11 protein-coding genes are annotated in these 14016 nt (G+C 61.6%); 7 read left to right on the top strand and 4 right to left on the bottom strand.

Going from position 1 to position 14016, the window contains the following annotated elements; genetic code table 11:
- A partial coding sequence (locus tag Q0367_RS01435) for a tetratricopeptide repeat protein (RefSeq protein ID WP_298980689.1) occupies positions 1-1523 on the bottom strand: 1523 nt, incomplete at its 3' end.
- A gap of 133 nt (positions 1524-1656) precedes the next feature.
- Here Q0367_RS01435 and gatB point away from each other — a divergent pair.
- The gene (gene gatB, locus Q0367_RS01430) at positions 1657-3150 is read left to right on the top strand and encodes an Asp-tRNA(Asn)/Glu-tRNA(Gln) amidotransferase subunit GatB (protein WP_363325822.1); all 1494 of its coding nucleotides are present in this window, start codon (positions 1657-1659) and stop codon (positions 3148-3150) included.
- Here gatB and Q0367_RS01425 read toward each other — a convergent pair.
- From Q0367_RS01425 to Q0367_RS01415, 3 genes are read right to left on the bottom strand one after another with little or no spacing between them, the layout of a single operon-like run.
- Positions 3136-3351: a hypothetical protein gene (locus tag Q0367_RS01425; protein WP_298980687.1), complete on the bottom strand. Its 216-nt coding sequence runs from the start codon at positions 3349-3351 to the stop codon at positions 3136-3138. The two genes, gatB and Q0367_RS01425, sit on opposite strands and share 15 nt — an antisense overlap.
- A complete protein-coding gene (locus Q0367_RS01420) occupies positions 3344-4534 on the bottom strand; it encodes a glycosyltransferase family 1 protein (protein WP_297640276.1) in 1191 nt (396 codons plus the stop codon). Before Q0367_RS01420 ends, Q0367_RS01425 begins: the two co-directional genes overlap by 8 nt.
- A 4-nt stretch (positions 4535-4538) precedes the next feature.
- A complete protein-coding gene (locus Q0367_RS01415; RefSeq protein ID WP_298980686.1) occupies positions 4539-5204 on the bottom strand; it encodes a glycosyltransferase family 2 protein in 666 nt (221 codons plus the stop codon).
- Between the two features lie 233 nt (positions 5205-5437).
- Here Q0367_RS01415 and Q0367_RS01410 point away from each other — a divergent pair, with 233 nt between their 5' ends.
- The 6 genes from Q0367_RS01410 to pstB all read left to right on the top strand — a co-directional run bounded on the left by Q0367_RS01410 (position 5438) and on the right by pstB (position 14011).
- The gene (locus Q0367_RS01410; protein ID WP_298980685.1) at positions 5438-6157 is read left to right on the top strand and encodes a response regulator transcription factor; all 720 of its coding nucleotides are present in this window, start codon (positions 5438-5440) and stop codon (positions 6155-6157) included.
- Between the two features lie 257 nt (positions 6158-6414).
- Positions 6415-7818: an ATP-binding protein gene (locus Q0367_RS01405; protein ID WP_298980684.1), complete on the top strand. Its 1404-nt coding sequence runs from the start codon at positions 6415-6417 to the stop codon at positions 7816-7818.
- 165 nt (positions 7819-7983) lie between these two features.
- Entirely contained in the window at positions 7984-9981 is a 1998-nt protein-coding gene (locus Q0367_RS01400; protein WP_297640272.1) for a PstS family phosphate ABC transporter substrate-binding protein, read from the top strand.
- Between the two features lie 106 nt (positions 9982-10087).
- Entirely contained in the window at positions 10088-11077 is a 990-nt protein-coding gene (gene pstC, locus Q0367_RS01395) for a phosphate ABC transporter permease subunit PstC (protein WP_297640271.1), read from the top strand.
- A gap of 3 nt (positions 11078-11080) precedes the next feature.
- On the top strand, positions 11081-13204 hold the full coding sequence (pstA, locus tag Q0367_RS01390) for a phosphate ABC transporter permease PstA (protein ID WP_297640270.1): 2124 nt from the start codon (positions 11081-11083) through the stop codon (positions 13202-13204).
- Between the two features lie 3 nt (positions 13205-13207).
- On the top strand, positions 13208-14011 hold the full coding sequence (gene pstB / locus Q0367_RS01385) for a phosphate ABC transporter ATP-binding protein PstB (RefSeq protein ID WP_298980683.1): 804 nt from the start codon (positions 13208-13210) through the stop codon (positions 14009-14011).
- Positions 14012-14016 lie beyond the last annotated feature (5 nt).

Raw genomic sequence — 14016 nt, 5'->3', positions numbered from 1 at the left:
GCCTGCTCGTAGAGGCCGAGGGCGAAGGCGCCAAAGCCGAGCGCGTAGAGCGCCTGCGGCGCGCGCTCGCTGGCCGGGAAGCCGTCCGCCAGCGCTAAAAAGTCAACCGCCGCCTCGATGTGGTTGCCCTCCGCCAGCGCGCGGCGGCCGCTCTGCCAGAGCGCCTCCGGCGCCAGCGGGTCGTTGGGAAAGTCGCGCGCAAAGGTGCGGTAGGTGCGTCGGGCGCCGGCGGCGTCGCCCAACCCGGCCTGCGCCGCCGCTTTGTCGAGCCACGCCTGACCGAAGCAGGGGCAATCGGGATATTCGGCGATCACGCGCTCAAAGGCGGCCAGCGCCTCGCTGAAGTTGCGCACGCCGAGGTAGGATTGTCCTAATTCGTGCAGCGCCCTGCCGGCGCGTGCATCGGTCGGATCGACGCTTTCCAGATAGGCTCGATAGGCGTTGATGGCGGGAAGATACGCCTCCGCCTTGAGGTCGATATAGCCGCGCAGATAGAGGTCGAAGGGGACGTTGCGGTTGACCAGCTCGATCAGGGCCAGATAGGCGTTGTAGTTCTCTGGCGCCTCGGCGGTGGCGGCGCGCCAGCGTTCGATGGCGCCGTCGAGGTCTCCGGCTGCGGCCAGCGCCTGCCCCGCCCTGTAAAAAATCTGGGTGCGATAGCCGGCGTTCTCTGCCACGGAAAGAATTTCATCATACACGGCCGCAGCCTGCGCCGGACGTCCGCCGTCCAGATGCGCCTGCGCCAGGGCTTCGAGCACGCGCACGCGCGCCACACGGTCGCCTGCGGCCTCCGCGGCGCGGCGAAAGGCGGCGTCGGCGCTCTCGATGTCGTTCAGCGCAAGGTAGGCGCGCGCGATGCGAGGCTGCACCGCCTCGTTCATCCAGGGATACGCCTCCAGGAAGCGCCAGTACGCCGCAATCGCTTCATTGTAGCGTCCCATGCCGAGCAGCGCCTCTGCGCGCAGAAAGTGTTCTTTTTGGCCGAATTGACCGGGATCCGCCCCGGCGCTCGCCAGCAAGGCGTCGAGTTGGTCAAAAGTCGCCAACGCTTCGCCGTAGCGTCCTTCGCCCAGATAGGCGCGGCCTAAATCATAGAGCGCCGCGGCGCGGCGCGCGGCGTCCACCGAACTGTCGGCGATGACCTGGCTTAGCGCCGTGCGTGCGGCGTCATAGTCGCCATAGCGAATGAGCCGGCGGCCGCGTTCAAGCGGATCATCGGTGTTTGTCGCCGGCGCGTTTGCGGCCACCGTCGGCGGATCGGCCTCCGCAGCGGCGGGCTGTGCAGGGGCGGGCTCCGGCGTAGGCGTAGGCAGCTGCAGCGCAACGCCAGAGTCAGGAAAAGGCGTAGACGCTGCAACGCTTTCCGCATTCGACGCCGATGCGCCGCCGACGGCGATGGGCGTCGGCGTAAACGTCGGCACGAGCCGGGCGGTGGAGGCTGCCGTCGGCGTGGGCGAAGGCGTCTGCTCTCCGCCGCAGCCCGCCGCCAGCAGCAGAATGACGAACAGAACGAGCCACTTCATATGGGTGATCAACGAGTTTTGCATCGGTCGTGTTCCGAATTCTTCAGCGCAGCTTCCGGCTATGGTATCATCCCTTGCGAGATTCGTAAACGAATGAGCTATCGAAGTTTTGAACAGGTGTTCGCTTATGTCTATGACGACTGTCGCCCGGCCGGAAGAGACCGCCTTCGAGTTGGTGGTCGGCATGGAAGTGCACGCCCAGGTGCTGACGCAATCCAAAATGTTTTGCCGCTGCGCCACCGACTATCAGGGTGCGCCGCCCAACACGCGCACCTGCCCGGTCTGCCTGGCGTTGCCGGGCGCACTGCCGGTGATCAACCGCGCGGCGGTGGAGGCGACCATTCGCACCGGGCTGGCGCTCAACTGCCGCATCAACGAGACCGCCGTCTTTGCGCGCAAGAACTACACCTATCCCGATCTGCCGAAGGGCTATCAGATCAGCCAGTATGAGCTGCCGCTGTGTGCAGACGGCTATCTCGAAATCGACCTTGAAGATGGCTCGACCAAGCGCGTGCGCATCCGCCGCGTGCATCTGGAGGAGGACACCGGCCGCTCCGTGCATGAGGGCGGCTACTCGTACATCGACCTGAACCGCGCCGGCGTGCCGCTGATGGAGATCGTCACCGAGGCGGACATTCACAGCCCGGAGGAGGCGTACGCCTATCTGACGCGATTGCGCGCCACGCTGCGTGCGTTGGGCGTCAGCAGCGGCGACATGGAGAAGGGCGCGCTGCGCTGCGAGCCGAACATCAGCGTGCGCACGTTGGAGCAAAAGGCGCGCGGGGAGTACGGCGTCAAGGTGGAGGTGAAGAACCTCAACAGCTTCCGTTCGGTGCGCAACGCCATCGCCTATGAAATGGAGCGCCAAATCGCCATCCTGCGCGCCGGCGGCGTGGTGGAGCAGGTCAACATGGGTTGGGATGAGGAGCGTCAGTGCACCGTGCTGCAACGCGGCAAGGAGGATGCGCACGACTATCGCTATTTTCCAGAGCCGGACCTGCCGCCCCTGCGCATCTCGCGCGAGGAGGTGGAGCGGCTGGCCGCCACGCTGCCTGAACTGCCGGCGGCCAAACGCAACCGCTACGAGCAGGCGTGGGGCGTGCGCCGCACCGAGGCCAACATCCTGAGCAGCGAGGCGGCGGTGGCGCGTTTCTTCGAGGAGGCGGTGGCCGCCTATGGCGAGGGCGACGGCAAACCGCAGCGTCTGGCCACCTGGATGACGGGCGAACTTTTCCGACTCCTCTACGCCGACGGCGAGGGGCAGGACTTGCGTCAAATTGCGGCGGTCAAGATTCAGCCCGCCCAATTCGCTGCATTGTTGAAGTTGGTCGACGACAAGGTGATCAACCCCAACACGGGCAAAAAAGTGCTCGAAACCATGTACGCCACCGGCGAAGACCCGCAGGCCATCGTCGAGCGCGAGGGGCTGGCGATGGTCTCCGACGCCAGCGTGATCGATGAAGCGATCGCAGCCATCTTTGCGGCCAACCCGACCGAGCTTGCGCGCTATCGCGCCGGCGAGGAGAAGCTCTTCGGCTTCTTCATGGGGCAGGTGATGCGCGCCACCAAGGGCAAGGCGGACCCCGCCGCTGCAAAGGAGCGGTTGTTGCAGCTAATCCGAGGATGAGCCAGAACCGTCGCGCAGGCTTGGCGGTTCGGCGGCGCCTGAAGGCCGGAGCGTTTTCAGATGCGCTGCAATTTCGCTGGGCAGCGCCGGGCGCCGCCCGAACTTGTCGCGTCGAATTGGATGCTGTGCGTAGATGCGTTGCAACGTAGCGAGCGTTTTTGCGGATTCTTGAGCGAATCGGTCGTTTTGTTCTTTAGCCATGCAATGCTCCTCGGAACTCTGTCGTGGATTGCACCCTGCCGGCGATGGAAAAGGACCGCCCTGAGCTAACCTTGCGATCCAACAGCGCAGCGTAGTGTTCCAAAAGACCGTCCAGCACTCGCTCCCAGCTTTGGTGCAGAATGCGTTTCCGTCCGTGCTCGCCTAACCGGCGCGCCACATCCGGCGCGCGCACCAGCGTGCGCGTCATCGCCACCAGGCTGCCAGGCGACTCCGGCTCGAAAAGGAGGCCGGTTTCTCCATCGACCACATAATCGAGCAGGCCGCCCGAGCGCGGGGCGATCACGGGCAGGCCGGAGGCCATCGCCTCCAGCACCACGTTGCCCAGCGTTTCGTTGGCCGCCGGAAAGACGAAGACGTCGGACGACGCGTAGGCTGCGGCCAGGTCAAGCCCGCCCAAATAGCCGGTGAAGTGCACGCGACGATGCGCAAAGAGGCGCTCGAGCTGAGGCCGCGCCGGGCCATCGCCGACGATTGCCAGGCGAACGTCGGGCAGGGCGTCGAGCACGGGCAACAGCCAATCGACTCGCTTCTCCGGCGATAGACGCCCGACGTAGAGCAACAATGGTCGGTCGATTTCGCCTGCGGTGAGGCGTTGGCGCCATTCCAGGCTCCGCCGGCCAGGATGGAAGCGTTCGCCGTCCACTCCTCGGCTCCAGACGTGCACGTGACGATACCCATGCGCAATCAGCTCGCGTTGCGTCACAGTCGATGGGCAGAGATTGAGGTCGGCGGCGTTGTGCATCCAGCGGAAAAAGCGCACCAGCGGTCGATAGAGGAAGCGCAGCCCCCAGCGCACGGCGAAGCCCGGCACATCGGTGTGATAGGAGGCCACCAGCGGCAGCTTCAAGCGCCGGGCGTGACGCAACCCCACGTAGCCTAACGAGACCGGATTGACGACATGCACCAGGTCGGCGCGGAAGGCGCGCAGCTCCTCGATGACGTTGACGGTGGGTGGAACGAGCTTCAGCTCAGGATAGAGCGGAAACGGTACGCCCATCAGCCCGACAATGCGCGTCTTCTCGAAGAAGCGGGGGCCGCCCGCCGGGGCGAAGAGGATGCTTTCGTGGCCGCGGCGAGACAGATGCTTAAGCAAGTGGCAGAGCGTGTTGACGATTCCATCGACTTTCGGCAGAAACGTTTCTGTGAAAAGGGCGATGCGCATCAGTTCATCTCCAATATCCCCAGTCGCTGCGGCGCAACTGCTCCGGCATCAGCCCGGTGTACAGCAGCGCACAGCGCGTCAACGAATGCAACGTCTTCCGAACGACGCCGCGTCGCAAGCGACGATGGTCGCGCTCGTACACAATCAATTCCGGAGCAAAGACGACTTTGCACCCCCGGCGCGCCAGCCGCCACCCATACTCAGAGTCTTCGTTGCAGGAAAGCGTCTCGTCGAAGCCGCCGGTCGCCAGGAAGGCGCTGCGACGCACCAAAAAATTAGAGCCGGAGACGGCCGGGACGCCCATCCACGCCATCGCCTGTTGGCCGCGCACAAACCATCGATAGTAGGCGGCGTACGCCGCTTGCGAGCGCTTGGCGCCGAAGTAGGCGTCGGCGCACCCATAGCGTTGCAGGCGTTCAAAATAATCTGGAGCAAAGGAGACGTCGGCGTCGGTGAAAAGCAGCCAGGGCGTCTGGGCGGCGTAGGCGCCCAGGTTGCGCGCGGCGGCGATATGCGCCCTGCTCTGGATGATGTGCGTCCGGTCCGTGCGAGCGGCCTGAATCAAGGCGGGCGTCTGATCGCCGCTGGCGTCGACGACGATCAACGTGACCTGAGGCGGCAAAGAAGCAAGGAAGGCCTGGATGTTGTTCTCTTCATTTTTTGTGGGCAAAACGACAGTGATTTCGTCAAGACGCACAACGATGACTCACTCTGCTCCAGCCAACCCATTCCTTCCCTCATCCTACCGTCCCGTAGTTAACCAGAGTTTACGGCCATGTTAATGGTTTGATAGCGATGTATTGATGGCGATGTGTAGTTGACAGGCCAGGCGTCCTCCCATCAGAATGAAATTGTTAACGAGATAGAGATGAAGGACGCAGCACAAAATCAGAAGGAATGCGAATGAGCAACGATAAAGTTCTGGTGGTGGAAGACGAGACCTCGCTGGTCGAGACGCTCGAGTATTCGTTGCGCAAGCAGGGGTATGAGGTGATCACGGCCACGACAGGCCCCAAGGCGTTGGAGCAGGCGCGCTTGCATCAGCCCGACCTGATCATCCTGGACATCATGTTGCCCGGGTTGGATGGGTTTGAAATCTGTCGCATTCTGCGCAAAGAAATGAACGCGCCGATCATCATGTTGACCGCGCGCACCGAAGAGGTGGATCGCGTCGTCGGCCTGGAAATGGGCGCCGACGACTATCTGACCAAACCGTTCAGCATGCGCGAGCTGCTGGCGCGCGTGAAGGCGATGTTGCGTCGCGTGCGCATGGACCGCGAGGAGAACGCCGCCAACGCCGCCCTCAAGCCGGACGTCGTCGCCGAGCGCATGGTCTTCGATGACCTGGTGATCGATCTCAGCCGTCGCGAGGTGATTTATAAGGGAGTGGTTCATCACCTCAAGCCCAAAGAGTTCGACTTGCTCGTTTTCCTGGCGCGCAACCGCGGGATCGTGCTCAGCCGCGATCTGATCCTGGAACGGGTGTGGGGCTGGGAGTTTGACGGCGGCAGCCGCACGGTGGATGTGCACGTGCGCTGGCTGCGCGAAAAAATTGAGGAAAACCCCTCCGACCCGCAACGGATCGTCACGGTGCGCGGCATCGGCTATCGGTTCGAGGGATGAAGTGATCGAGGGAGGAAGTGAAAGCCTCGCTTGCGTTTTTTACACGCCTTTGAAGAATTGTTAACTTTTTCGCCGTACACTATGTTTACTTCCAGGTCTACTTCCAGGAGCTTGATGGATCGAACCGTCACACCCATATGCAACAGCCAGGCGCCCTCCTCCCGTCCCAGCAGCGTTCATCTGAGCGCGCAAATTTCTCTGCTTCAGCGGCCAACGACGACGCGCCTCAGCCTCCAGAGGGAGGTCTTCAGCCGCCAATGAAGCCTTTCACCTGGCGCAGCATTCGGTCGACGGTGCGCGATCGCTGGCGCTATGTCATGGTCGTCTTTGTCGCCCTCTGTATTTTCGCCGCCCTTTTAATGTGGTTTATAGCGCAGGGGGAACGCAGCGCCGGCGAGCTGTTCCTGGCCGGTCTGCTGATGGCCGTAGCGGCCACGCTCCTCCTGATCGCTGCGTTGGATTTGAGCGCCTGGCGCGTGCGGCAGATCACGTCGACGGTGGAGCGAATCGCCACAGGCGACCTGGAGGCGCGCGTGCCGGCGCACGGCCATGGCGACATCGGCGCGCTGAGTTACGCCGTCAATCGCATGGCCGAACGGCTGGAGCGCCAGAGCCGCAAACGCAACCGCGAGCGCGACCGCCTGCACACCGTGCTGCATGTGATGACCGACGGGGTGATCATGCTCAACAAGCACGGATACGTCAGCATGATCAATCCTGCGGCGGCGCGCATCCTCAACGTCAACGTCGAAGAGGCCCTCCATAAATCCTTCGTCCAGGTGGTCAAAGATTATCGCATCGCCGAAGTCTGGCTCGCCTGCATCAAGCAAAACGCCGAGCAATCCGCCACTTTGGAATTGCCGAACGAAGCCTATGTGCGGGTCATTGTGACGCCATTTCTGCGCGGGGCCGCCAATGGCTTCCTTGTGCTGTTGCAAGACCTCAGCCATCTACATCGGCTGGAGACGGTGCGCCGCGATTTCATCAGCAACCTCTCGCATGAGTTGCGCACGCCGTTGGCCTCGATCAAGGCGCTGGTCGACACCCTGCGCGACGGCGCCATCGAGGACCCGCCGGCGGCGGAGCGTTTCCTCGAACGCATGGAGATCGAGGTGGACGAGATGACGCAGATGGTGCAGGAACTGTTGGAGCTCTCTCGCATCGAATCCGGTCAGGCGCCGCTGCGCCTCTTCCCCACTGCAGTTTCCACGCTGATCGAACCGGCGGTGGAACGGCTGCGCGCCCAAGCCGAGCGCGCCAACCTCACCATCAACGTCGTGCTCGCTCCCAATTTACCGGAGGTGATGGTCGACGCCGATCGCGTGCGCACCGTCATTCTGAACCTGGTGCACAATGCGATTAAGTTCACCCCACCCGGCGGTTATATCACGGTCAGCGCCCGCGCGACCGCCGAGGCTGTGATCATCTCCGTTGCAGACACCGGCATCGGCATTCCGGCGGAAGACCTCCCTCGCATCTTTGAGCGCTTCTACAAAGCCGATCGGGCGCGCAGCGGCGGCGGCACCGGCCTGGGCCTCGCGATCGCTAAGCACACCGTGCAGGCGCACAACGGACACATCTGGGTGGAGAGCACCGAGGGCGTCGGCAGCACCTTCTCCTTCACATTGCCCCTTGTTTACCTTCCGTTAACAAAACATTGAGCCCCTGTTAACGCAAAAGTGCGTCGGCGTTAACTGCACATCCCTATGCTTAGAGATGGACGTTGCGACGTTTAGGGCAACGTGGTCGGAAAAATGATTCGATCGGAAGATTGTCACAAATCACTAACGACGAACGCCAAGAGTGAAAGAGAAGAGGAGCAAAAAATGCGACAGTGGATTTGGGCTGCATTGTTGATTACAGCGCTGGTTGTCAGTGCGTGCGGCGCGCCGGCGACGCCTGCGCCTGCCCCGGCGACGCCGACCCCGACGCCTGTCGCTGCTGCACCTGAGCAGCAGGCGCAACCTGCACAGCCAGCGCAACCGGCGCAGCCTGCGGCGCCGGCAGGGGCGGGCATCGTATTGCCCGAAGTGAACCCCCTGGAGGTCACGGGCGACATCATCATAGCAGGGAGTTCGACGGTGTATCCGTTGACGGAGCGGATGGCGGAGCGGTTCCGGAGCGAGGGGTACGCTGGGAACATCACGATCGACTCGATCGGCACGGGCGCTGGGTTTGAGCGGTTCTGCAAGGCCGGGGAGACGGACATAGCGAATGCGTCGCGGCCGATCAAGGACAGCGAGGTGGAGAACTGCCGTGCGATTGGGCGCGAGCCGATCGAGTTCCGCGTGGGCACGGATGCGCTGGCGGTGGTGGTGAATCCGGGGAACGACTGGATCGGCGAGGAAGGGTTGACGCTGGAGGAGTTGGCGAAGCTGTTTTCGGCGGAGGTGACGAACTGGTCGGATGTGAATCCGGCGTGGCCGAACGAGCCTGTGAAGCGCTTCAGCCCTGGGACGGATTCGGGGACGTTTGACTATTTCATCGAAGCGGTGATGGATCCTGCGTTTGACAAGAAGGGGGAGGAGGCGCTGCTGGGTGCGTCCAACTTGCAGTTGTCGGAGGATGACAACGTGTTGGTGCAGGGCGTGGCTGGCGACCTGTATGCGATCGGGTACTTTGGCTTTGCGTACTACGAGGAGAATCCCGGACGGCTGCGCGACCTGGCGATCAACGGAGTGGCGCCGACGGTGGATGCGGTGAATGCGGGCGAGTATCCGCTGGCGCGTCCGCTGTTCATCTACTCGGACGCTGGGGTGATGAAAGCGAAGCCGCAGGTGGCGGCCTTCATCAACTTCTACCTGACCCACGTCAACGAGGAAGTGCGCGACGTCGGCTACTTCCCGGCTTCGGAAGAGGCGCTCAACACCGCCAAGCAAAACTGGCTCAACGCCATGGGCGTCGAAGCGGCTACGGGTGCAGTCGCTCAGGCCGTTGCGTTGCCCGAAGTGAATCCCCTGGCCGTCACGGGCGACATCATCATAGCAGGGAGTTCGACGGTGTATCCGTTGACGGAGCGGATGGCGGAGCGGTTCCGGAGCGAGGGGTACGCTGGGAACATCACGATCGACTCGATCGGCACGGGCGCTGGGTTTGAGCGGTTCTGCAAGGCCGGGGAGACGGACATAGCGAATGCGTCGCGGCCGATCAAGGACAGCGAGGTGGAGAACTGCCGTGCGATTGGGCGCGAGCCGATCGAGTTCCGCGTGGGCACGGATGCGCTGGCGGTGGTGGTGAATCCGGGGAACGACTGGATCGGCGAGGAAGGGTTGACGCTGGAGGAGTTGGCGAAGCTGTTTTCGGCGGAGGTGACGAACTGGTCGGATGTGAATCCGGCGTGGCCGAACGAGCCTGTGAAGCGCTTCAGCCCTGGGACGGATTCGGGGACGTTTGACTATTTCATCGAAGCGGTGATGGATCCTGCGTTTGACAAGAAGGGGGAGGAGGCGCTGCTGGGTGCGTCCAACTTGCAGTTGTCGGAGGATGACAACGTGTTGGTGCAGGGCGTGGCTGGCGACCTGTATGCGATCGGGTACTTTGGCTTTGCGTACTACGAGGAGAATCCCGGACGGCTGCGCGACCTGGCGATCAACGGAGTGGCGCCGACGGTGGATGCGGTGAATGCGGGCGAGTATCCGCTGGCGCGTCCGCTGTTCATCTACTCGGACGCTGGGGTGATGAAAGCGAAGCCGCAGGTGGCGGCCTTCATCAACTTCTACCTGACCCACGTCAACGAGGAAGTGCGCGACGTCGGCTACTTCCCGGCTTCGGAAGAGGCGCTCAACACCGCCAAGCAAAACTGGCTCAACGCCATGGGTCAGTAAGCGAGTTTTGATGAAAACGTAGCGTCCATAAAATAGATGGAAGGGGATATCGACGGAGCGTCCGTTCTGTCCCTTTCCATCTATTGTTATGAAAGGATTTGTTCTGATGCAAACCGAGATCAGCCGTGCATCGTCCCTGGCGCCATCGGAAGTCGAAGTCGAGATTGACCTTCGACGCAAACGACGATGGGGAGAGAGCCTGATCCAGTTTTCTCTATGGATCTGCGGCATTCTTTCCATTTTTATCACGTTGGGGATCGTTGTCGTCCTCTTATTCGATGCATTGGCTTTTTTCCAGCGTCCCGAAGTGACTCTATTTGAGTTTTTTACGGGCACCGTCTGGCAACCACAGATTCTAAAATTTGGCATTTTCCCTTTGTTCAACGCCACGATGCTGACGAGCGTTATCGGCCTGTCGGTGGCGGTGCCGCTGGGATTGATGATTGCGATTTATCTCAGCGAGTATGCGTCGCCGCGTGCACGCGGCATTTTGAAGCCGGTGCTGGAGATTTTGGCGGGCGTGCCGACCGTCGTGTTTGGCTACTTTGCATTGAACTTCATGACGCCGGTCCTGCGCGGCATCTTTGGCCGCGATGTCGTCGAAATTTTTAACGTGGCCTCTGCGGGCATCGTGATCGGCATCCTGATTATTCCTTTGATTAGCTCGATGAGCGAAGACGCCCTGAACGCCGTGCCGCAAGCGTTGCGCGAAGGCGCTTATGCGTTAGGCGCTACTCGACTGGAGACGGCGATTAAAGTTGTCTTGCCGGCGGCGATCTCCGGCATTGCGGCTGCGATTATCGTGGGCATGTCGCGCGCGGTGGGCGAGACCATGGTGGTGGCGATTGCAGCCGGCGCCGGGCCGCGCAATTTCGCTAGCTGGAGTGAAGCGCTGGGCGGATTGAACTTTCTCAATCCGTTTAAGGCGGCGGAGACGATGACGGGCCACATGGTGCGCATCAGCGGCGGCGACCTGAGCTACGATTCACTGGATTATGACAGCATTTTCGCCATCGGTTTGATGTTGTTCCTGATAACGCTGGTTTTGAACCTGATCAGCCGCTGGATCATCAAACGATACCGAGAGGAATACTAAAGTATGGCCGTCAATCAGCGCAATCAAGAGGCCTTTCCGAGTGGAGACGCCTACTATCAATTTGTCCGCAGACGGCGTCGAATCGGAACCTTTTTCCGCACCCTCTTCCTGGCGGCGACGGTGTTGGGCATCGTCATTCTGGCGACATTGTTGATCGATGTGGCGAATGATGTCTTCGGCTACGTGGCGGTGCAAAATCGGATCGACCCGGAGACGCTTATCGACCAGTATTACAAAAATCGCATGTTGTCGATGCCGCGCTTACTGGCCAGCGAAGACGACGTTGTACTGGCGGAAGGTATTGCGGCGCGTCCAAACGCCATCGGCTTCTTTGGCTACGCCTACTATCAGGAGCGCTCAGAGACGTTGCGCGCGCTCTCGATTGACGGCGTCGCGCCAAGCGCAGAGGCTGCCGCCGAAGGGCAGTATCTGCTCGCCCGGCCTCTGTTCATTTACACCAGCCAGCGCATTCTCCAGCAACGCCCGCAGGTGGCGGCGTTCGTGGATTTCTTGTTGAACAACGCCGCAGAAGCAGCGGAGGCGGTGGGATATTTCCCGCCTGGTCAGGATGATCTGAAGGAGAGCAGGCTGCTATGGGAGCGAGCCACGGGACTGACCGCGGCGACGAGCGGCAATCTGCTGCCAGCCGACGGCGACATCCGCATTGCAGGCAGCTCCACCGTCCAGCCCATCACCCAGCGCATCGCCGAACGTTTCCAGGCGGAGCTTCCCTACACCGGCGAAATCACGATCGAGGGAGGCGGCACCCTGGCCGGTTTTCAGCGGCTGTGCCGGGCGCAAGATATCGACATTGCCAATGCCAGCCGCGCCATGGAGCGTCCCGATCTGACGCTCTGCCGCAGCAATCGAGTCGAACCGCTTGCCTTTGAAATCGGCGCCGACGCCCTGACCGTCGTGGTCAGTCAGCAAAATGACTTTCTCACCAACGTGACGCGCGAGCAGTTGCGGCAGATTTTCTTGACGGCGGAACGCTGGTCTGACGTGGACCCGAGTTGGCCGGATGCACCGATTCTTCGCTTTATTCCCGGCGCCGACAGCGGCACGCTGGACTTCTTCGTGTCGCAGGTTTTCGGCGACAGTCTGGATGATCTACCTCGCGCAGACCTGATGGCCATTTTAGAGACGAACGTCTCTGGCGGGCGATTGCGCGCGCTTAACGCCGAACGCCCGTTGGAGGAGCGCTCCGATGAAGAGATCTACGAGCTGGTGATCGTGGAGGTGGTGCGCCCTAACATCGTCGAGAGCTGGTCGCTTTGGGAATCTCTGTTTCATCTCGATGAAATTGAGGCCGAAGCTGCCTCGATCCCCAATGCCACGTTGGAGTTTCGCAGCTGGCTGACGTGGGACTTCGTCACTTCGCCGCAGTCCTCCAATCCGACGGTGGCAGGCGTATTGACCGCCATCCTCGGCTCGTTGTGGGTGACGATGATCGCCTTCCTGGTGGCCGTGCCTCTGGGCGTAGGCGCCGCCGTCTATCTGGAGGAGTTCGCCAAAGGCAGCAAACTGGACGGTCTGATCGAAACCAACATCAACAACCTGGCGGGCGTGCCTTCGATCATCTACGGTATGTTGGGGCTGGCGGTCTTCGTGCGCTTCCTGGGCCACTTCACGAGCGGCATCGCCTTCGGGGTGGCCGATCCCAGCACCGCCAACGGCCGCACCATCTTGTCTGCAGGCCTCACGCTGGGGTTGCTCATCCTGCCGCTGGTGATCATCAACGCCCGTGAGGCGATCCGCGCCGTGCCGCGGGCGCTGCGCGAGGCGGCGTATGGGCTGGGCGCCACCAAATGGCAGACGGTGTGGAGCCACGTGCTGCCGTACTCGATCTCCGGCATCTTGACCGGCGTGATCTTGTCCGTCTCGCGAGCGTTCGGAGAGACGGCGCCGCTGATCGTCGTGGGCGTCTCCACCTTCATCGTGGTGAATCCGGACAGCCCATTCTCGAAATTCACCACCTTGCCCGCCCAAATCTATCAATGGACTTCGCGTCCTCAGGAAGAGTTCCAGCGTTTGGCCGCCGCCGGCATCCTCGTGTTGCTGGCCCTTCTGTTGACGGTCAATGCAACGGCCATCATTTTGCGCAATCGCTACTCCAGGAGATATTAGTGTATGTGTGCTGCTCAAACCCTGACTGCGCCTGGCGTCGCCACCAAATATGCGATCGAGGCGCGCAACCTCAACGTCTATTACGGCAATTTTCACGCCGTGAAGGACATCAACCTGCCGATTGAGCGCAACAAGATCACTGCGCTGATCGGCCCATCGGGCTGCGGCAAGAGCACCGTCCTGCGCGCCTTCAATCGCATGAACGATCTGATCCCTTCAGCCCGCACCGAAGGCGAAGTGCTCTTTCATGGCAAAAACATCTATGACCCGGACGTCGACGCCGTCGAAGTGCGTCGTCGCATCGGCATGGTCTTTCAAAAGCCCAATCCTTTTCCCAAGAGCATCTACGAAAACATTGCCTGGGGCGCCCGCATCAACGGATACAAAGGGGACATGGATCAGCTGGTGGAAGAGTCGCTGCGCGGCGCCGCCTTGTGGGATGAGGTGAAGGACAAGTTGAAGCAGAGCGGCTATTCGCTCTCCGGCGGCCAACAGCAGCGACTCTGCATCGCGCGGGCCATCGCCGTCAAACCCGACATCATCTTAATGGATGAACCCTGCTCGGCGCTCGATCCAATTGCGACCCTGCGCATCGAGGAGCTGATGCGTGAGCTGGTGGCCAATTACACCATCATCATCGTCACGCACAACATGCAGCAGGCCTCGCGCGTGGCCGACTACACGGCCTTTTTCATGGTGGACGATTCGCGCACCGGTTATCTAGTCGAGTACGGCGAATCCGAGCAGATTTTCACGCGCCCCAAAGACAAGCGCACAGAAGATTACATCACCGGCCGTTTCGGATAAAGCCG

The sequence above is a fragment of the uncultured Caldilinea sp. genome, assembly GCF_937128415.1.
Classification (GTDB): Bacteria; Chloroflexota; Anaerolineae; order Caldilineales; family Caldilineaceae; genus Caldilinea.
The sequence above is the reverse complement of the archived record's forward strand: the minus strand, read 5'-3'. Positions and strand labels throughout refer to the sequence as shown.